This window comes from Psychroflexus aurantiacus, from assembly GCF_010820555.1.
In the GTDB taxonomy this organism is placed as follows: domain Bacteria; phylum Bacteroidota; class Bacteroidia; order Flavobacteriales; family Flavobacteriaceae; genus Psychroflexus; species Psychroflexus aurantiacus.
In genome coordinates this window covers 1-22,856 of the sequence record NZ_JAAIKD010000006.1, presented here as the reverse complement: position 1 = coordinate 22,856, position 22,856 = coordinate 1, and the positions used below count along the sequence as shown (strand labels likewise).

Here is a 22,856-nt window from a genome sequence, read left to right as displayed (position 1 = left end):
GTTAAAATTTGAGTGTCATCCCGGCAAGGAAATTAATACCTGCCTGAGGATAAAACCCTGCACCTTCAAAGGTTTCGACCTGTCCTGCCGAATTCTGGAAATCGAAAAAGTAGAAATACCCGTTGGATTCGTATTTCACATCAAAAATATTATTGATGAGACCGGAAAATACCACAGATTTGAATAAGGGCGGATTTTTCCACTCATAAACAATATTCACATCATTCGTGAAAAAGCTATCCAGTAAGGAGACTTCACTATCTATATTTCCCATATACTGTTCCCCGACAAATTTTGAGATCAGGTTGATTTGAAAGGCTTCGCTGGGGTGAAAAACCAGTTGATTTGCTGCGATGATTTCTGGAGAGAAAGAGATGTTGGTGTTTCCAAGATTACGAATCTCACCATTAAGATTGGCTTTAAAATCGATGTTTTTATTTCTGCTTAAAGTCAGGTTAGGACGGGCAGAAAACAATTTACTGATTCGGATATCCGCATCAATCTCCAGACCCAGTCTATAACTTTCTCCACTGGTTTCTCTGATGGGTGCACCCACATCATCCAAAGCGCCGGTAAGAACCATCTGATCTTTGTAATACATATAGTACACGTTGGTATTCACAGACGAGTTTCCTAAATCGAGTCTCCAGCCCAGTTCAAAATCATCTAAAATTTCCGGATTGGTAATGCCGTTTTCAAAATCTCTTCGGCGAGGCTCTCGCTGAGCTCGTCCATAAGACGCATAAAACTGGTTATCGGTGTTTAGCTGATAGGTAGCCCCGGCTTTAGGGTTGAAGAAATTGAAGTTTTCATCGACCAGAAGATTCACTTTATCTGAAGTCAGGCCGCTGGTATTATAATTCACAAAACGCCCCTGTAAATCTCCAAAAACACTCAATGCATCGTTGAGATGCCATGTCGCCTTGCTGAATGCAGTAAATTCTGTCTTGGTACCGTTGCCAAAATAATAATCATCTCTTATTTCAGAATCTCCCGCAAATCTTGACCAGATGACTTCTCCAAAATGATCGTTGGTGTAATAACTATAAAAGAGGCCCGAAGTAAACTCCAGCTGACTGTCTCTATAATTTGTTGTTGCATTAATGACATAATAATCATTATCCAGCCAGCGTCTTCTGATCAAATCCGAATTTTCAATGGTTTCATTTCCGACCATTACAGGTCCAATCTCATGAAAAGCTAAATCTGCATCTTCTTCATACTGTTCAAAATAACCCCGGCCGTAGGTATAATTTAAACTCAAGTTTGTGGACCAGTTTTGATTTAAAGTCTGGTTCCAGTGAAGCTGGTAATGGTCTTGTTTGTAATTATCAACTTCGTTATCATAAAATTGAGTATTACCACTTTCATCGGTGTAAATGCCTGAAGGATTAAAGGTTCTGTCGGTTTCCAGAGTTTCCCTGTCTACACCATACCAGGCCTGGTAGGTCACATTATTGCCTCCAAAAGCCAGAGCTTTAATAAAGCTGCCCCCTTCCTTGTAAGTTCCCTGCAAAAAATAAGACTTCAAATCTGAGAAGGCTCTGTCGATGTAACCATCCGATTTTATTTGAGACAGACGGCCGGAAAAGGTAAACTTATCCTGCAGAAGGCCGGTACCAAATTCTACGGCATGTCTTCTGGTATTAAAGGATCCGAACGAATTGCTTAATTCTGCACTCGCCTCATCACTTTTGGCATCGGTAAGAATATTCAGGCTCGCTCCAAAAGCCCCGGAGCCGTTAGTAGAAGTTCCCACACCTCGCTGCAATTGTAAGCTTTGCGTAGAAGAGGCGAAATCCGGTAAATTGACCCAGAAGGTACCCTGACTTTCCTGGTCATTGTAGGGGATTCCGTTCAGAGTCACATTTACTCTGGACGCATCGCTTCCTCTCACCCGTATTGAGGTGTAGCCAATTCCGTTCCCGGCATCGGTTGTAGATACTACCGACGGAAGAACATTGAGCAAAATGGGAATATCCTGACCAAGGTTCCGTTTTTCAATTTCTTTTTTTCTCAGATTGGAGTGAGGAATTGGATCATCAAAGTTAACCCGAAAGGCTTCGACCAAGACCTCATCCAGAGCTTCTTCAGCATTGGCCATATCCACATTCAAAGTCTGATTGGAATCTACCTTGATTTTAAATTCCCTGCGATTGCCAAAGGTAAACACAAGCGTATAACTGCCTGGAGAAAAGCTTAATTCATAGTTCCCGTCATCATCGGTAACGGTGCCAATATTACTGGATTTGGCATAAACGCTTACCCCTGGAAGTGGCTCGCCATTGTCGGTTACTTTTCCTTCTATCGTGTAAGTTTGTGAGAAGGATTGCCATCCCCATAGGATAGCGCATAATAGAAATAATTTAGTTTTCATTCGTAAAATAATTCACGAATAAAAGGGGCAATTATTCAAAGTTAAACATAAAAAAACCTGATGACCGCTCTGGTATCAGGAGTAAAAAACAATGCATGACAGACCTGTCATTTTCCCTTGGCAACATTACTTGCCCAGGTTCATTGGGTATAATCTCAGTCCCGATAACTATCGGAACACCCCTTTGAGATGTGCCGCAAAACTAAAATAAATGTTTTGAATTCAGCCTAAACACATCACTATTTATTACAAAATTTATCGGGCTTGGTTTGGAAATAGTTATGTAAGCTAAAATTCTGCTTAGAGAAAGGTTTAAGCGCTTAAGGAGATAAAAAATCCAATTCAATCCAGCCTGTTTCAAGATTCGTGCTCCTACAGCGACAAAAATTTAAAGAGGCTTATATTTGCTGTAAATTTCGCGTCATGAATTTATCCTATTGGGAACAAAACACCTGGTTCAAGCATATAGATTTCTGCATCATAGGAAGTGGTATCGTGGGCCTATCCTGTGCACTTCAGCTTAAGAAAAAGTTTCCAAAGGCTAAGGTTTTAGTTCTTGAAAAGGGAATTTTACCTCAGGGCGCGAGTACTAAAAATGCAGGATTTGCCTGTTTTGGCAGTGCAAGTGAATTGCTTTCCGATCTGCAAAACCACGATACAGGAGAGCTTCTGAATCTGGTACAGCAACGTGTAGAGGGACTGGAATTACTGAAATCCACACTGGGCGAAAAACAAATCGACTATCAGCAGCATGGAGGATACGAAGTTTTTCTGAAGAAAAATAAAGACAGCTTCGAAGCCTGCGAAGCCAACCTAAGCATGCTTAACGACATGCTGCGTCCCATTTTTAAGGCCGACACGTTCCAAATTAAACCCAATGCATTTGGATTCGGGAATTCCCTGTCAAATCTCATTTTCACTCCTTTTGAAGGACAGATTGATACCGGTAAAATGATGCAGGCCCTATTGAGAAAAGTGCAGTCCGAAGGCATTTCAGTTTTAAATTCTACGGAAGTCACCTCTTTCTCCTCCGACGCGGAATCCGTGCATATCCAACTCAAGGAGTTTAGTTTTAAAACCAGCCACCTCTGCATTGCCACCAATGCCTTTGCTTCCGAATTATTGAATCTAAAAGTAACTCCGGCCAGGAGTCAGGTTCTGATTTCTAAACCCATTCCAAACTTACCCCTTCAGGGCACCTTTCATTTGGATGAAGGCTTTTATTATTTCAGAAACATCCACAACCGAATCCTGCTCGGGGGAGGTCGAAATCTGGACAAGGAACGCGAAATGACCTCAGCTATGGAAACCACTTCACGTATTCAAACAGCTTTGGAGGATTTGCTGAAAAATCTTATTCTACCAAATCAGAAGGTCGAAATCGATCAGCGCTGGAGTGGAATTTTGGGGATTGGGGAAAAGAAAAAACCCATTGTAAAACCGATTTCAGACCGGGTGTTTTGTGCGGTCCGTTTAGGCGGAATGGGTGTTGCTATTGGAAGCAGTGTGGGAAAAGACCTGGCGAATCTGATTGACGGATGAAAGAGGATTTTGTCACTCTGCCTGCCTGCCTCAGGTGTGGAACGGAGAGCAGCGAAGTGAAGAATCTTTGCCGGCTCAAGGCATAAGGATTCACGACCCAGTACGCTTAACTACAGACTATGGAACACAGAATTCTGCTTTCCATTTCATTCTATTCCCTACTGACTACCGACTACTTTGTACTTTCTACCGTCGGGATGACATAAACCTTTAAAGCTTCGGTTTTTTCCTCAACTGCTTTTTGTCTGAGTGCTGTTTCTTTTTCTGAAGACGTTTCAATTTGGAAGAGCGGGAAGGCTTTGTTTTTATCCTTCTTTTGGGTTTGTGAAGTGCTTTGGTAAGCAGATCTTCCAGCATCGCTACCGCCAGTTTTTTATTCTGAAGCTGACTTCGGGTTTTGGCGACACTTAGTTTCAGTTCACCTTCAGCGTTTATCCGGGAAGCCAGTTTCTCCTGTATCCTGTTTTTTTGAGTTTCAGAAAAAACCGCTGAGGATGAAGGATGCCAGGTGATAATCACCTTGGTCTCTGTTTTATTGACATGCTGACCTCCAGGCCCGCCACTCAAGGCAAATTGAAATTCAAGTTCTTTGTAAAGCTGTTTTGTATCAAACATCCGTTCGGGATTGATGTCCGGGTTTAAGCAAATCCATTACCGCTTTCACAGGGTTAAAGCTTTGCACAGGTACTTCTACAAAAACCGTATTCCAATGTGCCATGCCGCCATTCCAAAGGCCGGGAAGCTCCAGACCTTTAATGGGTTCTCCACCCACGAATTTATCGGCAACAAAACCCCGGTCGCTGTCTACAAATGTTTTCAAATCAAAGGCTTCTCCCTTATAATTTTTCATGCTGCAGACAATATCCACAGGATTGAAATGCGTAGAGGCTTGCATTTTCTCTTTCTGATCGGGATCGGATAAATCGATTTGATTTTTTTCTACAATTTGCAGGGAAATGCTGCCATCCCCATTCTTAATCCAGAATGGTCCTCCGCCAGGCTCGCCAGTATTCTCCACCATGCCGCAAACCCGTATCGGTCTGTTGAGAAAATGAAACACATCCTGTTTGTCTTTAATATCCAGGTGAACATTCAGGTCTTTTCTTAAAAAAGAGACGGCTTTTTTAAGAAAATCCTGATTATCTGAATTCTTCTCTAACTTTTTCAAAAAGAAAAAGGCTTTTTCCTGAAGCTGAAGAAGCAGTCCAGCAAGAACGGATTTGTATTTCAGTGAAGACTGGTCGGTTTCAATGGCCGTATGCTGATGAGAGACATTATCTATGTTTTTGATAAACACCAGATCAGCATCGAGGTTATTCAAATTTTCTATCAGAGCTCCATGCCCGGCTGGTCGAAACAGGATTTCACCTTTCTGATCTCTGAACAACTTCCCAGTGGCATCTGTACAAACCGTATCGGTTGAGGGATGCTGAAAAGAGAAATCAACCTGAAAATTCACCTGCGTCTGGTTTTCAATTTCAGGCTGTACAGCTTTTAATTTCTTCTGAAACTCGGCGAGGTGATCTGGAGAAATCGTAAAATGAAGCTGAGCTTTTTTATCCTTCACCGCATAACGGATGGCTTCATGGAAATGTTCTTCAAAAGCGCTTAGTTTTTTATCCGGATACTTATGAAAGGGGACAAGACCTTTTGGCAAGTTGGACATATCAAATCCCGATTCTGCCAATATCTCATGCGTAAACTTCAGGGCCATTTGTCCTTTCGGCAACTTGCCAACCACTATCCCTTTTTGTTCTAGAGCTGATTTTAAATCTTCATAAAAAGCTAAATCCTCGATAGACTCAAAAAATCTTTGAAGCGGTTGAAATGGACTTTGGTTTAAGAAGGCCTCAAAACTCAGGTCAGATTTCGGGAAACCCTCCTGAAACTGATGAAGCAGTCTGAACATTCTGGAAGCAGCTCCACTGGCGGGAACAAATTTTAAAACCTTCACTGCTGAATTTTGGTAAACCTCCATCAGTTCAGCTTTTTCTTCAGCGGTTAAGTTAATAATACCATCCGTTAAAGTGGCTGGTTTAACAATGTCAACTTTGGGAAATCCGGTTTTAAGATGTTCTAAGTCCTGCTCAATTTTTTCCGCAGTGAGCTCGTGTTTTTGAATTCGTGAAAGGTCGTTAGGATGAAGTTTCATAATGGGTTTATAATGTTTTCAGGATTGATTTCGCTTTTTGTAAACGTTGTGTGAGGTTTCCTTTTAAAATGGTGTAGGATACACCTCTGCTGATCAAAGTCTCTTCAAATATAGCAAACATTTCTTTTCTCTCATGGGGCTTGTCTCGTAAATCATCGGGAACCCAGGGGGTGTCTATATACGTCAGAAAGTAATGTGCGTATTGATGTTGCTTCACACAGTCTTCAAGAAGTGGATCTTTAAAGTTTTCAAAATAGGTTTTAGCGTAAGTCAGGGTCTGAAGCACATTGGTATCGCAAAACAACAGATCTTTCGCTTTTTCAGACTTTTCATTCTCGAGTTGAATCTGACCTTTGGCAATAGGAATCAGGTCTGAGGGGGCACATACCTCTGCAGAATTGTTATATTTTTCCTGCAAGTAGGCTCTGGCAAATTCAGGCACCCATTCGGTATTATAGTGCCTGGCCAGGCTTTCGGCAAGGGTCGATTTCCCGGTAGATTCCGGACCAAAGAGCACTATTTTAGTAAGGTCTCTTTGGGTTTGTTCAAGTTCTTTTTCCATTCTAAAAATCCGTAAACAGCAATGATCGTAAAAAGTAAATACTGAAAGGAAGTAAAGGTAAGGCCTTTGTAGTAATACAGGGGAATAGAAATGAGGTCCCCAACTATCCAGTAAATCCAGTTTTCAAGTCGCTTTTTGGCCATCAGCCACATCCCCACAAAGAAAATCCCGGTGGTCAATACATCCATATAACTGATCCATCCCTCCCACTTATCAAAAAATTCATAAACCACAGAAACAAAGATGGCGGTTCCTATAAAGATAAAAATCGATTTTATGTTTTCTCTTGGTGTTGCTTTTTGAATGGGAATGAAATGCGATGCATCCACCTTTCTGGTCCAGATATACCAGCCGTAAATACTCATGATAAAATAATAGGCATTGATCATCATATCCCCTAAAAGGCTATACTGATAGAGGATGTAAACAAAAATAAGCGTGCTTACAATCCCTGTGGGAAACACCAGGATATTGTCTTTTTTTGAAAATAAAACACTCAAAAATCCAAAGACAATGGCGATGATTTCTAAAACAATAAAATGCGCTGGGGTGTTTTCATATTCTGAAAACAACCAATCAAAAATGAGGCTCATACTTACTTCTATCCGTTTTTATCAGTTTCATGTGCAGTAAACCCCGGTCCATGGCTTCAAAAGCCGTCTGAACTTCTTCCTGCAGAATTTGCATCACGTTCTCGTATTCACCATACACCTGTGTACTCAGCGGATTTTCAATAACTCTAAGTCCGGAGTTACGCAGAGCTTTAATAAAATCGATAATGATAGGTTCGTAATCGTCCTGAATAGGCGTGAGCGTCAATTCTACTGAAATTTTCATAGTTTACCTTTTGAATGGCAAGGATACTATTTTTTATTAGAAGAAAAACTTTTCAAAACAAGCAGAAGGCAAAGGCGAGTTGAAATCCACCAAATTAAAAACTATTGGTATTGGTTGTTTTAATTGAATTACCTCGCTATGGACTTTGAGTCGGTTACATAAAAAAATAAGCGTATAGCTTTGTGTCTTTAAGTACAGGATATACAGTCCAACTTGAAGTGACAGATGGCCGGTATATCCCTAAATACCCTATGGCTTACCTTACGGCAGACTGGATAAGCGATGTATTTGGCTTATCTATAGATAGTCCTTTTCAAACTAAGCACTCAAAAACTACTTAATATTGAATACTGAATATTAAACATCGAATACAACTTCCCGTTTCATACTGACTACTCAGTACTTTCTACTTTGTACTTACTACCTTCTATCGTCGGAAAGAGAAACAAAAAAGCCTGAAATTCTAAAGCTTAGAATTTCAGGCTTTTACTATGCTCTAATGTCAAATATTAGTCGGCCAAGATACTTCTGGAGATGACTATTTTTTGAATTTCTGAAGTTCCTTCATAAATCTGAGTGATTTTAGCATCACGCATCATTCGTTCCACGTGGTATTCTTTGACATAGCCATTTCCACCGTGAACCTGCACTGCTTCAATCGTCACATCCATCGCTACCTGAGAAGCATACAGCTTAGCCATAGCCCCAGACAAATCGTAGTTGTTCCCGTTGTCTTTATCCCAGGCTGCTTTCATAACCATATGTCTTGCCGCTTCTATGCTGGTGTGCATGTCTGCCAGTTTAAACGCAATGGCCTGGTGGTTTTTAATTTCAGTTCCAAAGGCTTTTCTGATTTTGGAATACTCTTTCGCCAATTCATAAGCCCCGGCAGCAATACCTAAAGCCTGAGCTGCAATACCGATTCTTCCTCCAGCCAACGTTTTCATGGCAAATTTAAATCCGAACCCATCTTCGCCAATTCTGTTTTCTTTAGGCACTTTCACATCGTTGAAGGTCAGCGAATGCGTATCACTTCCGCGAATACCCATTTTTTGTTCTTTTGGACCCACTTCAAAACCTTCCATACCTCGTTCTACAATAAAGGCATTGATTCCACGGTGCTTTTTCTGCTTGTCTGTATGTGCAATCACCAAATAAATTTCTGCAGAACTTCCGTTGGTAATCCAGTTTTTGGTACCGTTAAGGATATAGTGATCTCCTTTATCGATGGCCGTCGTTTTTTGAGAGGTCGCATCACTCCCAGCTTCAGGTTCACTCAAACAGAAGGCGCCGATTTTCTCGCCAGTCGTTAATTTGGATAAATATTTTTCTTTTTGCGCCTCGGTACCGTAGGTATCCAGTCCCCAGCATACCAGCGAATTATTCACAGAAACCACAACGGAAGCCGAGGCGTCTATTTTCGACAATTCTTCCATCGCCAAGACGTAAGATACGGTATCCATTCCGCCGCCTCCATACTCTGGAGAGGCCATCATGCCCATAAATCCGAGCTCGCCCATCTTCTTAACCTGTTCTTTGGGAAACTCCTGTTTTTCATCACGTTCAATGACCCCGGGTTTCAATTCATTGATAGCGAAATCTCTCGCCGCCTGGCGAATCATTTCGTGTTCTTCTGTCAATTTAAAATCCATATAATTTCTGTTTCAGTTTTATTAAAAATTTGACACAAATATAAGATTAACCTAAAGAATTTTCAATCAAAGCTTTCATAAATTAAGATTAATGTAAAATACGTGGAACGAAAAATTCTTTAGAAAAAACATCTACAGGCAAAAGGTTTAAAGACTTTGGATTAATTTTGACCACAGAGAACTCATCTATGAACACCTATTCTGTAATCGGCGTCATGTCTGGCACTTCCCTGGATGGAATCGACCTTGTCCACTGTAGCTTCCAAAAAGGGGAAGATTTTTCTTTTGAAATTCATTCTACCAGTACCTACGCCTATTCCTCTGTCTGGTTAGAAAAGCTGAAACATGCGCACACCCGACCTATGGAACAAATCAAAGCCCTGGATGAAGACTATACGCTTTTGCTGGCTGAATATATCAATCGATTTATCAGCGAGAACCACGTGTCTGACATTGATTTCATCGCTTCTCACGGCCACACCATTTTACACCAGCCCGAAAAGGGGCTCACCTACCAGATTGGCAATCTGCCAACGCTGGCTGGTCTGACCCATCACAAAGTCATCTGCGATTTTAGGGTACAGGATGTAGACCTGGGCGGTCAGGGTGCTCCTTTGGTTCCCATTGGAGATCGCCTGCTTTTTGGCCAATATGAGGCCTGCGTAAATCTGGGTGGCTTCGCCAATATTTCTTTTGAAAGCGGGAATCAGCGTATCGCGTATGACATCTGCCCCGTCAATAAAATTCTGAATAGATATGCCAACAGGCTTGGCAAAGCCTATGACGAGGGTGGTTCTATCGCCAGGGCTTCAGTTCCAAATCTGGAGCTCGGTGCTGAACTGGAAAAGCTTCAGTATTATTCCAAACCCCCGCCAAAATCGCTAGGCATCGAATGGCTGGAAGCTGAATTTCTTCCCCTATTGAATCTTACAGAATTGAGTTCTGAAGAAATAATAAGCACCTGCACGCAACACTTCGCCCGTCAGATCGCCAAGGCCGTTTCCGGTCACCAAAAGGTGCTCTTTACCGGCGGAGGCACGTTCAATGGGTATTTGATGGAGCTGATTTCTGAGCAATGTGATGCTGAACTTGTCATTCCAGACCCTGAAGTGATCAATTACAAAGAAGCCCTGGTTTTCGGATTTTTAGGTGTTTTGAAAGTCCGTGGCGAAGTGAATGTGCTGGCTTCGGTAACGGGGGCTTCGCAGGACCATTCCTCCGGTCAGGTTTTCTTACCTTAATACATTTTAAGAATAATTGAAGCTCAAATCGGCTGGGCTTCAATGAATCTATATATTTGCCAGCAAATCATCAAAACGCGAAGATTCCCTATGAAAGAACTTTTAAAAAAATATGAAGATAAAGCCCCTGAGATCGTGTTTCACTGGAAGGATTCTGAAACGGAAGCCGAAGGCTGGACGGTTATCAACTCCCTGCGAGGCGGTGCTGCCGGCGGCGGAACACGTATGCGGGAAGGATTAAATGAACATGAAGTCCTGTCCCTGGCAAAAACCATGGAAATCAAATTTACCGTGTCCGGCCCGGACATTGGCGGAGCGAAATCGGGCATCAATTTTGATCCCAGTGATCCCCGAAAACAGGCGGTTCTGGAACGCTGGTATAAGGCGGTTTCTCCATTGCTGAAAAGTTATTACGGCACGGGTGGTGACCTGAATGTAGATGAAATCCACGAGGTCATTCCCATTACAGAAAGCTGTGGCGTATGGCATCCGCAGGAGGGGGTTTTCAACGGGCATTTTCAACCTACAGAAGCCGATAAAATCAACAGAATTGGACAGCTGAGACAGGGGGTCATCAAGGTTATAGAAAACACCGATTATACCCCAGACGTATTACGAAAATTCACTGTAGCCGACATGTGTACAGGCTATGGCGTTGCAGAATCTACAAAACATTACTACAGCATTTACGGCGGGGATGTGAAAGGCAAAACAGCCATCATTCAAGGTTTTGGAAATGTAGGCTCTGCCGCTGCTTTTTACCTGTCCAAAATGGGCGTTAAAATCATCGGTATTCTGGACCGTAATGGCGGATTAATCAATAAAAATGGGTTTAGCTTTGAAGAAATCAAGGACTTGTTTTTAGCGAAAGAAGGAAACACCTTAAAAAGTCCGGATTTGATTCCTTTCGATAAGGCCAATGCTGAATTCTGGTCGCTTGGCGCAGAGATTTTTGCACCCTGCGCTTCGTCCAGACTCATTCAAAAAGACCAGATCGACAGCCTGGTGGAGCATGGTCTGGAAGTGATTTCCTGCGGGGCCAATGTACCCTTTGCAGACCGGGAAATCTTCTTTGGTCCGATTATGGAATACGCCGACCAAAAGGCCAGTGTGATCCCCGATTTTATTGCCAACTGCGGAATGGCGAGAGTCTTTGCCTACTTTATGGAACGCAAAGTCTTAATGACCGATGAAGCGATTTTTAACGATATATCTCTCACGATCAAAAATGCCATTCAGCGGACCTTTGAACATAACAATGACAAAAAACACATCAGCAGTGTGGCTTTGGAAATTGCGTTAAAACAATTGATTTAGAGTCGAAAATACTTAACACGTGATGAAATTAATTGCTTACATTAGCGTTGTTTATATACTAAATACACCTTAACTCATGATGATACCATTTGCTCAAGACACTCCTGTTGTCGGAGAAGAACTTGCCGAAGAGAAAACCTTGTCCATCATCGATTTAATGTTCAGTGGTGGTCCGGGAGGAACCATTATCATTTTGATTCTGGCCGTGCTTTTGTTTCTTGCGATTTACATTTATTTTGAACGCATTTTCGCTATCAAAGCAGCCTCGAAGACCGATAAGAATTTTATGAATCAGATTAAGGACAGCGTAACTTCGGGCAATATCGAGTCGGCAAAAATGCGCTGTGCCCAGGAGAATTCTCCTGTTGCCAGACTTACGCAAAAGGGCATATCCAGAATTGGTATGCCTCTGGAAGACATCAATACCGCCATCGAAAATGCCGGCCGACTTGAAGTTTACAAGCTGGAGAAGAACGTCAGTGTCCTGGCAACCATCGCCGGTGCTGCACCCATGATTGGTTTCCTGGGAACCGTCATCGGAATGGTTATTGCTTTTCATGAACTGGCCAGCAGCAGCGGCCAGGCCGAAATGGGATCGCTGGCCGAAGGTATTTACACCGCGATGACCACAACCGTGGCGGGACTTATCGTAGGTATTATCGCTTATATCGGTTACAACCACGTCGTCGTTAGAACCGATAAAGTGGTGCACCAGATGGAAGCCACCGCCGTAGATTTCCTGGATTTACTGAACGAACCTAGTTAGTTATGAATTTACGAGGTAGAAATAAAGTGAGCGCCACCTTCAGCATGTCTTCGATGACAGACATTGTGTTTTTGCTGCTCATCTTTTTTATGTTGACGTCTCCCATAATCACCCCCGAAGCTTTGGACCTGATTTTACCCAAGGCCAAGGGTAAGACCACAACCACTCAAAATATAGCGGTGAGCATAACAGACGATTTGAAATTTTACATCAATGAAGAGCCGGTAAGCTCCAGTCGCATAGAAAGTGAACTCAAAGCCCGGCTAAGCGGTATTGAGGATCCTACTATTGTTTTGCGAGCCGCAGAGGGAGTTCCTATTGAAAAAGCCGTACTCATCATGGATATAGCCAACAGGAATAAGTACAAAATTGTACTGGCTGTTAAACCCGACTAAATTGTGAACCTATTTAAAACCAGACACGAGAAGAAATCTTTCTTCATCACCACAGGAATTTATATCCTGTTTGTATTGCTGATGTTTTTCTTTGGGCTGAATTATATGGATCCACCGGAACAGCGAGGGATTGCGATTAATTTTGGAACCACAGAGGTGGGCTCCGGAGATGTACAGCCCGATGCTCTCGTGAAAACTTCACCACAACCCAAAAGTACGCCACCACCGCCTCAGGAAGTGGAAGAAACAACAGCAGAAGATATTCAGGACGATGTAGTGACTCAGGAAAGCGAGGAAGCACCTGTCATCGAAGACAAAAAAGAGGTTGTAAAAGAAACCAAAAAACAGCCTGAAAAGCCAAAGGAAGAAGTCAAAGAAAAAGTGGAAGAACCTGAGCCGGAACCCACTCCGGAGGCGGAACCCGAGCCCGTGAAAGAACAAAAACCAGAGCAATCGGTCACCGATGCTATGGAGAGCCTGATGAATGGTCCGGAAAATGAAGGGCGGGCCGAAAGCGGGGATGGCAACGATAACCTGGCAGGAGATAAAGGGGATCCGGAAGGAGACCCCAATGCCAAAAATTATTACGGTACCGGAAAAGGACTGGACGGGGATGGCAATTACCGCCTTGGTGGTAGAAAAGCCATTAATAAAAAGAAAATTGTCCCGGATTGTGACGAGTCCGGTGAAGTCGTGGTGAGGATAGAAGTGAACAGAAGCGGTGACGTGGTGAAAGCTACACCTGGAGCTAAGGGTACGACCAACGCCAGTGCCTGCCTTCTGGATCCCGCCAGGCGTGCCGCCCTCGCGACAAAATTCAACAGCGACCCTAAAGCGCCAACTACACAAATCGGTTTTATCACTTACGTTTTTAAATTATCTGAATAACTACAAATGAGCTATACTGAAACGCTGCACTGGATGTTTGAGCAACTTCCAATGTACCAGCGACAAGGCCAGACCGCCTTTAAAAAAGACTTAACCAATACCTTAGCCCTGACCAAAGTGCTGGGGAATCCTGAGCAGCAGTTCAAGAGCATACATGTGGCAGGTACCAATGGGAAAGGCTCTGTAAGCCATATGCTGGCTTCGGTGCTGCAAAGCGCCGGCTATAAAGTTGGTTTGTACACCTCACCGCATCTTAAGGATTTCAGGGAGCGTATCAAAATCAATGGTGAGCATATTTCCAAGGTCCAGGTGGTGGAATTTATTGACCAGCACAAGACCTTTCTGGAGACTCAAAACCTGTCTTTTTTCGAAATGACTGTGGGCATGGCTTTTGACCATTTCGCGACTGAAAAGGTGGATATTGCCATTTTTGAAGTGGGCATGGGCGGCAGGCTAGACTCTACCAACATCATCTCTCCTCTGCTCTCGGTGATTACCAACATAGGCATGGATCACATGGCTTTTCTAGGGAACACACTGGAGAAAATCGCCGGAGAAAAAGCGGGAATCATTAAGAAAACGGTTCCCGTGGTGATTGGTGAAACCACTCCTGAAACCAAAGCTGTATTTCTGAAAAAAGCTGAGCTGGAACAGGCGCCTATTCACTTTGCTGAAGATCTGAATATGCCCCTGCCCGACTGCGATCTAAAAGGACATTACCAGAAATTCAACCTGAAAACCTGTTTAAAGACCCTGGAGGTTTTGAATTCACTCGACGGCTGGAAGGTGAGCAAAACCGCTATCCGAAAAGGTTTAGCTGAAGTCAGACACAACACCCATCTGAAAGGGCGGTGGGATATCCTTGGGGAGCAGCCTAAAATCGTCGCAGACACCGCGCACAATCAGGAGGGACTAAAACTGGTTCTGGAGCAGGTGATGCAGGAGACGTTTGAGAATTTGCACATGGTTTTAGGATTTGTCAGCGACAAGGACCTGGACAGCATTCTTCCCTTATTTCCGGCAACAGCCAGGTATTACTTTTCCAAACCCAACGTTCCCCGAGGAATGGAAGCCACAAGCTTATATTACAAGGCCAAGACTTATTCCCTGTACGGCAAAGCCTTTACCACGGTTAAAAATGCCTTGAAGGCGGCGCAAAGGGAGGCTAAGGCAGGCGATCTGATTTTTGTGGGAGGAAGTACATTTACGGTGGCAGAAATTTTATAAAAAATAAAACTTTTAGTTTGAGAAATCAAAATAAGGTTTATATTTGCAATCCCAATTTGGGGCGATTAGCTCAGCTGGTTCAGAGCACCTCGTTTACACCGAGGGGGTCGGGGGTTCGAACCCCTCATCGCCCACTAACCCTAGCTAAACCTAGGGTTTTTTTGTTTAAAAATCGGGTCATTAACTCAGTTGGTTCAGAGTGTTACCTTGACAGGGTAGAAGTCACTGGTTCGAATCCAGTATGACCCACATCAAACAAAAATCCAATACCTTTCGGTATTGGATTTTTTGTTTTCCGGAAGCCTAAGCTTGCTTAGAGGCTGATGGAACGCAAAAAAGACAAAAAACGCGACAGGGGTTTTGGAATTCTATTTGCAGGAGCGGGCTTCTCATCTGGATCAACGCCGTTAATCCGGAAAATTAAAACCACAAGCAACAGGCGTAGTTCTACAAACAAAAATTCCCCTGAGGATGACCTCAGAGGAATCTGATAAACTTAACTTTAAAGTCTGTGATTAAAGCCTTAGTTTTCAGGTATTGTTTTCTTGAGTGAACTTCGTGTTCCTCTCAATTTTTCCCGGGTTTCCATAAGCAGGGAATCCAACCTGGAAAGTTTTTCTTCGGCTTTACTTATTCTTTCTCTTCGCTCTTCGATATCCTTGTTATCGGCTTCGGGCATTTTTGCCTTTTCCTCTAGAGATTCTCTCATGCGTTTCAGCCGTTCTCTACGATCTTTCATTAGGCTCTCGGTTTCAGATAATCTAGATTCGGTCTCTTCCACTTTGTTTTGTGCCATTTGGGCACGATGCTGACCAAACTCTCTGCCGGTCATATCTCCCTTATTTTTACCATAGGCCTTTCCGGAATTGCCTTTAGACCTCTTGTTCGCCTTTTCAGAAGAACCCCGCTCGTCTTCAGTCTGAACTGAATCCATTTCGTACTGCGCTTCCTCTCTCTTTTCCTGAGCCTCTTCTCTCTTCTCCTGCGCCTTTTCTTTCTTTTCCTGTCCTTTAGACTGGGCAAAGGCCTGACCAGGACTTAAAAATAAAAAAGCACCGAGTATACTTATTAGTATTATAGTTTTCATATTATTTTTTTTAATTCAGTTGTTCTACAGTTTCTTTTGCTTCTTTGGATATACTATCCATTCTTGTATTGATTTTCTCGAGTTCTCTTTCCAGAGAATCTATTTTTTGAACCGTGCGTTCCTGTTCCATCTCTTCTTTTGAAGAGGTTTCCTCTTTACAGGAGACAACCCCTAAAAAAAGGAGCATTACTACTGATATTACTATTTTTTTCATAATTGAATTTTAATGATTTTATCAATATACCTTAATAAGGTGCTTTTATCTAGCCTTTTAACCTATTAAAAGTCATAAGCTTCAGAACTGAGGGCCCTTGAGTCTGCCTGAAAACATGGCCAGGCAGGCACTAAGCCTGCCTAAGGACAAAGTCAGTCGGGACGCGTGGGCAGGCAAGACCTGTTAACATTTAGACCCGACAAATCAGTATTCCTGCCTGAAGTCAAAGCCCATAGAGACGACTGGCTCTGCCACTTGCTTTTAAATTAGTCAGATTTGCCTGTTTTCTATAAAATAAATTAATTACTTTCATTAATAATATAAATTATCATTAAAGCTTCGAATGTTAAATATTTGCAGCTCAAACTTTAAGAGGTCACTCGTTATGGATTTAAGTCTACTGCTCGATAATTTAACCAACCCCGCTTTGCTTTTTTTCTGCTTAGGCATCTTTGCAGCATTCATCAAAAGCGATCTGGAAATTCCTCCCAATTCTTCAAAATTCATCTCCTTATACCTGATGTTTTCCATCGGTTTTAAAGGAGGACAGGAACTGGCACACAGCGAGTTTGGAGATGAAATCCTCTGGGCCTTTGCTATTGGACTGCTCAGTTCTGTCCTTATCCCTGTGTATTCCTTCTGGATAGCCAAAAAGAAATTTGGCATTTATAATGCTGCCGCTCTTGCCGCCGCATACGGCTCTATAAGTGCGGTTACCTTTCTGACTACGATTTCCTTTCTCGATATACAAGGCATAGATTACGATGGCTTTATGGTTGCAGTCATGGCTTCCATGGAAGCCCCGGCCATTGTCATGGGGGTTCTGCTCCTCGCCATTTTTTCCAAAACCTCCCAAGCAGCCTCCAAAATTGATTTGGGGGCTATCCTCAAGCATTCGATAAGCAACGGAAGTGTGGTTTTACTCATGGGGAGTCTGCTGATCGGGTTTATGGCCAGTGATGAACAGGCCAGGGGGATTGAACCTTTTACGACGGATATTTTCAAGGGTTTTTTAGCCGTGTTTTTACTGGATATGGGACTGACCAGCGGTAAGCATTTAAAGGTCTTTAAAAGCAACGGCATTTCGGCATTTCTGTTTGCCATTCTAATCCCGGCCTTTAACGGATGTCTGATTGCTTTGATCTCGGGATTTTTCCTGGACAGCATAGGCAACAGACTGCTTCTGGCCATCCTGGTTGCCAGTGCTTCCTATATCGCGGTACCGGCGGCTATCCGACTAGCCGTTCCAAAAGCAAATCCGGGACTGTATTTACCCATGGCCCTGGCCATCACCTTTCCGTTTAATATCACCTTTGGAATCCCGATTTACTTAGGAATCATCACTTATTTCTCATAAGGCCTGTGCCGGTTCAAAATCAGAGAAAATTGATCTGAGGTTTATAAAGGCATCGGCAAACCGGACCCGTTCAGTGCGACCTGAAGATACCTAAAGGCGCCGTGCTTATAAAAAAGCAGAAGTCCAATGTAAATACATTGGACTTCTGAGGTTTTAAATTCAGCTGAGACCCAGCCTTAGCTGAATGTATACTTTAAAACAACCTGATTAAATCTCTGCTTTGTCTTTGGTATATTCTGATGGAAGCTGCATGGTGCAGAGGCTTTTTTTGTCTTTCTGAACCTCTTCTTTGATGACTTCTCCAAAATAGACGGTGTGGTCACCCATATTCATGCTTTTAACCACTTTGCAGGTAAGGTATCCAAGGGTGTCTTCCACGATGGCCTGGTCATTTTCTTTTTTGAAAGGCACTCCGTTTATCTTGCCATCCTCGATGCTTGATTTCATCCCAAATGTTCTTACATATTCCGTATGGTCTTCTGATAACAGATGTAGGGTGAAGTGCTGGCTATAGTCTATCGTTTCGTTCAAATCGCTTTTCTGACCTATCGCTACCGAAACGATTTCGGGCGAAAAGGACACCTGGGATACCCAGTTGACCGTTCCCGCTGCTATATAGTCCTCTTCGCGTGTTTTAAGATTATCTGCCTTTTTTAAGGCGGTTAGAACGTAATATCCGTACGTGAATTTTTCTGCTAATTTGCTCATAACATTTTTATTTTTTAATTGACTAAACGTTTTAGAGGTGCTTCTTAGATTTATATTTTTGCAGAATTTCTGATTTCTACATAAGAGACTAAAGGTCTTTTAAAAAATACCGAGTCTCAACTACAAGCACCAAAAGTGTTAATTTTAAAGATACTGGATTTTAAAGACTCTTTTGTTAAAAAAATGGCAAGATTGAGGCGCAGGCTAAGGATAAAGGCACGAGCCTGCCTTTGCAGGCAGGCTCGCGGCAGCGAGGCTTCTTTTCCTTAAAAACCCTAATTTATTCCGAGGGAATTTCAATATGCTGTCCTAAAAACAAGGCGTTAAGAAACAGGCGGTTGGTTGCGTACCAGGAGCCTCTGAAATTGGGATTATCGGCAAATAAAACTACTCTCCCCCTGCCTACTTTACTTACGATCAAAGAAGCGGAAGGCTTTAAAAACTCGTTTAAGTTTTTATCGGTTACAAACCCGTCTATATGGGGGTTGTCTGTATATTTTGCTACGGTAGCGTACGGATTTTCACTAGGTGCAATCCAGACTTCACTGTTGCGGTAAACGGGTAATTTTTCGCGGGTATACCCAAAGGCAAGCGGATGGGTCAGGTCCAGGTCAACCTCAAAAATGGCTCCCCCTACAGACTGCTTTCCGATATTTTCCGGAGCCTCCACATAGGGCTTTCTTTCTGTTGTGTTTTCCTCCTTTTCAGCTGCGTCTTCGTCTATGTCTTCTGCTCCTATCAGCTTTTCGTTTACCACTTTGTTTTTAATGGCCCACTCCGACCCCTCTCTTATGGTGATGAGCGTATTTCCTAAACTCACCCAGTTTTTTATTTTCTCGCTGTCTGTAGAATCCAGCTGTTTATAGTTTCCTGAAACCATCACCATTGTATTGTAACGTTCCCAGTCGATTTCTTCAAAATTGCGCATGGGAATTTTGGTAATGGGCATATCCACGCGTGTATCCAGGAGATGCCATACCTCCCCGGCTTCGTAGGAAGAGACGCCATCTTCGATGAGCATAAACGGCTTAGGTTTTTCCAGGGCCCGTATATTCCGGCTTCCCAAATCCACTCCAGACCTGCTATAGCCACTCGCAGAAGAGGTGACTTCCACGGCATGTCCCATGGCGGACTCTTTTACCAGCGTATACAAAGAATCGCTGCTTATTTGCTGACGACTAACAGGAATCACCAGGGTCCCGTAATCAAATTCCTTTTCTTTCCCGTCTATGGCCAGGGAAAACGGCTTGAACGCCGAAAGCACATGGACACCGGCTTTCTGAAGTTCCCATAGCACCGCAGGCGCATTGTAATCGTTCCAGTCGATAAGATAGGCGTAGTCCGATTGGGTGACTTTTACCGCTTCGCGTGTTAGATCCTCACGGGAAACCTCTTTACCTGTTTTGGCTGCCTTTTTTAAGGGCGCGTATTCCATGTTATAGAAATTGGCCAGCGACCAGGCCGAAGCATCATAAAAAACACTGTCGGTGTATTCTTCATAGGTTTCAAACATGGTTTGCACCATGCGGTACTGTGGCTGTCTGGTTGGCACATAATAAGCAAAATCTGAAGTAAACGACTTCCCGTCTACCTTGACGGACTCCTCCAGTTTATACAGCTTCACCCGGTGCAACAGGAGCTTATCGATAAACGCACGGGTTCTGTTTTTATCGTAGCGATCTCCGAAGACGTAGGCTTCGACATCACTCTGTTCTGCATTGGAGAGGGCGGATTCGAAAAATCTCTGCTGATAATCGTACAGCAAATCCTTATTTTCTACTGCCGCTTTCACGGTAGCCATACTGGATGACAACTGATTTCTGATGGTGAACGCAAAGGTGATTTCTCCGGTTGGGGTTTCCTGCAGGTGGCCACGCGAACTCGCCTGTTCAAACAAAATCCCCAAACCGCCCTGCAAATCGGGATAAGAGGAACCGTATCCCGGATATGTACCATCAAAAGCTTCTTTGGTGAAGTAGAAGGAGCCTATATTGTCCAGGGCTTCGACATAGTATTCTGCGAACTTATCGTTTAGGGTCGTATAATTCTCTGCGGGCATGATGGGGTCTTTGGACGCATTGGCCTTCATAGGCTCAAAGAAATAGGTGGAATTGGTTCCCATCTCATGAAAATCTGTTACCACATTGGGATACCACTGGTGGTACCAGTTCAGTTTTCCTCTGCTTTCCGGATGGATGCCTAATAACCAGTCCCGATTGAGATCGAACCAATAGTGGTTAGTACGCCCTCTGGGCCAGCGCTCATTATGTTCTGCATCTGCAGGGTCGGCAACCAGCGGATCGCCTTTGAACATATTGGCCCACTGCGAATGGCGGTCTCTCCCATCGGGATTGATGGTAGGGTCTATCATTATGACTGCCTGACTGAGGTAATTTTTGACTTCTTCACTTTCTGAGGCTACCAGAATATAGGCGGTAAGCATAGCGGCTTCGGAACTGGACGGCTCATTGCCATGCACATTGTAGCCTAAATTCACAAACACAGGCAGGTCTGACAAGTCCTCTGTATTGGAGGGGTCTGCCGCCCGGTTATGTTTTTCCTGAAGTGCCGGCAGCTGAGCCAAATGCTCCGGGGCCGTTACCGTAAGCATCACCAAAGGGCGATGCTCATAGGTTTCTCCGTACTGATTGATTTCTGCCCGGTCAGACACTTCTGCCAGTTGGGTAAGGTAGGCTACTATTCTGTCGTGACGGGTGTGGTGTGAGCCTACGGGGTAGCCCAGAAATTTTTCGGGACTTGGGATGCCGGGATCAAAAGGACCTTTGTCCTCTAAAAAATAATCCTGAGCCTGTAAGTGACCTATTGCAAGTATTAAAACAATGGAAAGTATAGATTTCATAAAAGGGGGGTTTTAGTAGCAGTGAAGCTAATATAGATTATTTTTTAGAGGTAAAGAAATACTAAAAGGCAAAGGCACAAGGCACGAGCCTGCCTAAGGGCGAGGCAGGCGAGACGCTCGCGCCAGCAGCAAATTTTCTTTTGCGTGTGCACAATTCAAAAATCGCCTGGACAGGCGGTTTTTTTGTGTTTTCAGACACGGGGGTTTTAGCCGATCTATGCTGTTTCAGGTGTCCCTGTCTAAACCTAATCAACCTGTCTTTTATCAAATTCAGCAAAAAAAAACACTCATTTCCAGACAGTTAGCTTCTTTTTATAGCATTTTGTTTTATATTAGATGGCTTTTTAACCTCGTCCGGCATGAAAACAGTTGTTTTGGAACCTTTAATGCATAAGAAAGCGGCCTGTATAGGGCTTCGGTTTGGGTTTGATGCTGAACTGAAAGCGGCCTTAAAAAAACTTCCACAGTGCAGGTGGACGCAGACGCACCGGTGTTTTTATGTACCGAATACGGCAGCCTCCAAGCGACAACTGATGCGGGTGCTAAGAGCTGCAGGCTGCGAGGTGGATTACAGGGCTATGCAAAACGCCGAAGCTGAACATATTCCCGAAGCCGTATTGAATACTGAACATCGTAAGGCTTTAGAGGCTTATAAGGCATACCTAAAAGGTCAGCGCAAGAGTCCTTCCACGGTGACTACGTACGCTGCTTTTGTGGAACTTTTTCTGAGGTTTTTTAACTCCACGGCTTTATCTGACCTGGACAACCGGTCCATAGAGTTATTTGCGGAGGGGGTTTTGGCCAGGAGAAATTACAGCATCAGTTCGCACCGGCAGGCGATGAATGCTTTGAAGCATTTTTTTACACTGAACCGTTTTCCGGAGGTGCAGACCGAAGCTATTGCGATGCCGAGAAAAGACCGAAAGCTGCCGGACGTCCTGTCTACGGAGGAGGTGATTTCTATTTTACAGGCGACGCGCAACTTAAAGCACAGAGCGCTCCTGGGACTGATTTATTCGTCGGGTCTGCGCATTGGCGAAGTTTTGAAATTGAAGCTTGCCGATGTGGATCTGGACAGGCAGGCGGTCTATGTGCGATCCGGCAAAGGGAGAAAGGACAGGCACAGCACGCTGGGACGGAGCATACAGCCACTGTTGGTAAATTATGTAAGGACGTATAAACCCCAGCAATTTCTCTTTGAGGGTGAAGCAGGCAAGGCGTATTCGGCCTCATCGGTGAGGGCTTTTTTGAAGCGCAGCTGCCGTCTGGCTAAACTCAGAAAGCGGGTCACGCCGCATACGCTGCGCCACAGTTTTGCTACGCACCTGCTGGAAAACGGTGTGGACATTCGCTATATCCAGGAACTGCTGGGGCATTCGCGACCGGAGACGACGATGATTTATACGCATGTGACGGAGCGCAGCATCCGTGCGATTCAGAATCCGCTGGATGTGGCTGTGAGCAGGCATAAGCAATTGCACAGGGACGGTAAAGACCCGGGGGAAGCGCGTAAATCTCTGGAGTAAAGGCTGAGTTTTTACTTTACAAACTCATTCTCTGCTATGTTTTTTAAGGTTTAGCGCATAAAAGGCCCTCATTAAACTGATAAAAACATGCGTTTATCCCGGCCTTATTTCAGAAAAACATGTAGTTTTATCAACATATAACGAGTTG

21 protein-coding genes and 2 tRNA genes are annotated in these 22,856 nt (G+C 43.7%); 12 read left to right on the top strand and 11 right to left on the bottom strand.

Annotated elements, in window-relative coordinates; genetic code table 11:
• Window position 1 precedes the first annotated feature (1 nt).
• Complete coding sequence (locus G3567_RS11010; RefSeq protein ID WP_164005385.1) at window positions 2–2,377, bottom strand: TonB-dependent receptor; 2,376 nt, start codon at window positions 2,375–2,377, stop codon at window positions 2–4.
• Window positions 2,378–2,800: 423 nt separating this feature from the next.
• Here G3567_RS11010 and G3567_RS11005 point away from each other — a divergent pair, with 423 nt between their 5' ends.
• Window positions 2,801–3,919 carry an NAD(P)/FAD-dependent oxidoreductase gene (locus tag G3567_RS11005; RefSeq protein ID WP_164005384.1) on the top strand — a complete coding sequence of 373 codons (1,119 nt, stop codon included), beginning with the start codon at window positions 2,801–2,803 and terminating at the stop codon, window positions 3,917–3,919.
• A gap of 210 nt (window positions 3,920–4,129) precedes the next feature.
• On the opposite strand, the gene arfB is transcribed toward G3567_RS11005, so the two are convergent.
• From arfB to G3567_RS10980, 5 genes are read right to left on the bottom strand one after another with little or no spacing between them, the layout of a single operon-like run.
• The gene (gene arfB, locus G3567_RS11000) at window positions 4,130–4,534 is read right to left on the bottom strand and encodes an alternative ribosome rescue aminoacyl-tRNA hydrolase ArfB (RefSeq protein ID WP_164005383.1); all 405 of its coding nucleotides are present in this window, start codon (window positions 4,532–4,534) and stop codon (window positions 4,130–4,132) included.
• A complete protein-coding gene (locus G3567_RS10995) occupies window positions 4,527–6,071 on the bottom strand; it encodes a DUF4301 family protein (protein WP_164005382.1) in 1,545 nt (514 codons plus the stop codon). Before G3567_RS10995 ends, arfB begins: the two co-directional genes overlap by 8 nt.
• A gap of 7 nt (window positions 6,072–6,078) precedes the next feature.
• Window positions 6,079–6,633: an AAA family ATPase gene (locus G3567_RS10990; RefSeq protein WP_164005381.1), complete on the bottom strand. Its 555-nt coding sequence runs from the start codon at window positions 6,631–6,633 to the stop codon at window positions 6,079–6,081.
• Complete coding sequence (gene pnuC / locus G3567_RS10985; RefSeq protein ID WP_164005380.1) at window positions 6,588–7,226, bottom strand: nicotinamide riboside transporter PnuC; 639 nt, start codon at window positions 7,224–7,226, stop codon at window positions 6,588–6,590. The genes G3567_RS10990 and pnuC overlap by 46 nt, the downstream gene beginning before the upstream one ends.
• Window positions 7,210–7,470: a thiamine-binding protein gene (locus G3567_RS10980; protein WP_164005379.1), complete on the bottom strand. Its 261-nt coding sequence runs from the start codon at window positions 7,468–7,470 to the stop codon at window positions 7,210–7,212. The genes pnuC and G3567_RS10980 overlap by 17 nt, the downstream gene beginning before the upstream one ends.
• A gap of 182 nt (window positions 7,471–7,652) precedes the next feature.
• Here G3567_RS10980 and G3567_RS10975 point away from each other — a divergent pair, with 182 nt between their 5' ends.
• The gene (locus G3567_RS10975; RefSeq protein WP_164005378.1) at window positions 7,653–7,811 is read left to right on the top strand and encodes a hypothetical protein; all 159 of its coding nucleotides are present in this window, start codon (window positions 7,653–7,655) and stop codon (window positions 7,809–7,811) included.
• 168 nt (window positions 7,812–7,979) lie between these two features.
• Here G3567_RS10975 and G3567_RS10970 read toward each other — a convergent pair whose 3' ends face one another.
• Complete coding sequence (locus G3567_RS10970; RefSeq protein ID WP_164005377.1) at window positions 7,980–9,122, bottom strand: acyl-CoA dehydrogenase family protein; 1,143 nt, start codon at window positions 9,120–9,122, stop codon at window positions 7,980–7,982.
• A 188-nt stretch (window positions 9,123–9,310) separates the two neighbouring features.
• Between G3567_RS10970 and G3567_RS10965 the strand changes: the two genes are divergently transcribed.
• The 8 genes from G3567_RS10965 to G3567_RS10930 all read left to right on the top strand — a co-directional run bounded on the left by G3567_RS10965 (window position 9,311) and on the right by G3567_RS10930 (window position 15,205).
• Complete coding sequence (locus tag G3567_RS10965; protein WP_164005376.1) at window positions 9,311–10,363, top strand: anhydro-N-acetylmuramic acid kinase; 1,053 nt, start codon at window positions 9,311–9,313, stop codon at window positions 10,361–10,363.
• A 90-nt stretch (window positions 10,364–10,453) separates the two neighbouring features.
• Window positions 10,454–11,680 carry a Glu/Leu/Phe/Val dehydrogenase dimerization domain-containing protein gene (locus G3567_RS10960; protein WP_164005375.1) on the top strand — a complete coding sequence of 409 codons (1,227 nt, stop codon included), beginning with the start codon at window positions 10,454–10,456 and terminating at the stop codon, window positions 11,678–11,680.
• Window positions 11,681–11,756: 76 nt separating this feature from the next.
• Window positions 11,757–12,446: a MotA/TolQ/ExbB proton channel family protein gene (locus tag G3567_RS10955; protein WP_164005374.1), complete on the top strand. Its 690-nt coding sequence runs from the start codon at window positions 11,757–11,759 to the stop codon at window positions 12,444–12,446.
• Window positions 12,447–12,448: 2 nt separating this feature from the next.
• The gene (locus tag G3567_RS10950; RefSeq protein ID WP_164005373.1) at window positions 12,449–12,841 is read left to right on the top strand and encodes an ExbD/TolR family protein; all 393 of its coding nucleotides are present in this window, start codon (window positions 12,449–12,451) and stop codon (window positions 12,839–12,841) included.
• A 3-nt stretch (window positions 12,842–12,844) separates the two neighbouring features.
• Entirely contained in the window at window positions 12,845–13,729 is an 885-nt protein-coding gene (locus tag G3567_RS10945; RefSeq protein ID WP_164005372.1) for an energy transducer TonB, read from the top strand.
• 6 nt (window positions 13,730–13,735) lie between these two features.
• Complete coding sequence (locus tag G3567_RS10940) at window positions 13,736–14,956, top strand: bifunctional folylpolyglutamate synthase/dihydrofolate synthase (protein WP_164005371.1); 1,221 nt, start codon at window positions 13,736–13,738, stop codon at window positions 14,954–14,956.
• A 59-nt stretch (window positions 14,957–15,015) separates the two neighbouring features.
• Window positions 15,016–15,090 (top strand) — tRNA-Val (locus tag G3567_RS10935).
• Between the two features lie 40 nt (window positions 15,091–15,130).
• Window positions 15,131–15,205, top strand: a tRNA-Val gene (locus G3567_RS10930).
• Between the two features lie 274 nt (window positions 15,206–15,479).
• Here the strand turns inward: G3567_RS10930 and G3567_RS10925 are convergent.
• Both G3567_RS10925 and G3567_RS10920 read right to left on the bottom strand, forming a co-directional pair.
• Window positions 15,480–16,043, bottom strand: coding sequence for a hypothetical protein (locus tag G3567_RS10925; protein WP_164005370.1), 564 nt, complete (start codon window positions 16,041–16,043; stop codon window positions 15,480–15,482).
• A 10-nt stretch (window positions 16,044–16,053) separates the two neighbouring features.
• Window positions 16,054–16,257 carry a hypothetical protein gene (locus tag G3567_RS10920; RefSeq protein WP_164005369.1) on the bottom strand — a complete coding sequence of 68 codons (204 nt, stop codon included), beginning with the start codon at window positions 16,255–16,257 and terminating at the stop codon, window positions 16,054–16,056.
• Between the two features lie 385 nt (window positions 16,258–16,642).
• Here G3567_RS10920 and G3567_RS10915 point away from each other — a divergent pair, with 385 nt between their 5' ends.
• A complete protein-coding gene (locus G3567_RS10915) occupies window positions 16,643–17,614 on the top strand; it encodes a sodium-dependent bicarbonate transport family permease (RefSeq protein WP_164005368.1) in 972 nt (323 codons plus the stop codon).
• 207 nt (window positions 17,615–17,821) lie between these two features.
• Here the strand turns inward: G3567_RS10915 and G3567_RS10910 are convergent, their stop codons facing one another.
• Together G3567_RS10910 and G3567_RS10905 are read right to left on the bottom strand one after the other, a co-directional pair.
• Window positions 17,822–18,322, bottom strand: a complete 501-nt coding sequence (locus G3567_RS10910; RefSeq protein WP_164005367.1) for a flavin reductase family protein — start codon at window positions 18,320–18,322, stop codon at window positions 17,822–17,824.
• A 280-nt stretch (window positions 18,323–18,602) separates the two neighbouring features.
• On the bottom strand, window positions 18,603–21,182 hold the full coding sequence (locus G3567_RS10905; RefSeq protein WP_164005366.1) for a M14 metallopeptidase family protein: 2,580 nt from the start codon (window positions 21,180–21,182) through the stop codon (window positions 18,603–18,605).
• A gap of 359 nt (window positions 21,183–21,541) precedes the next feature.
• Here G3567_RS10905 and G3567_RS10900 point away from each other — a divergent pair, with 359 nt between their 5' ends.
• Window positions 21,542–22,708 (top strand): tyrosine-type recombinase/integrase, encoded by a 1,167-nt coding sequence (locus tag G3567_RS10900; RefSeq protein WP_164005365.1) that lies wholly within the window; start codon window positions 21,542–21,544, stop codon window positions 22,706–22,708.
• The last annotated feature ends 148 nt before the right edge of the window (window positions 22,709–22,856 follow it).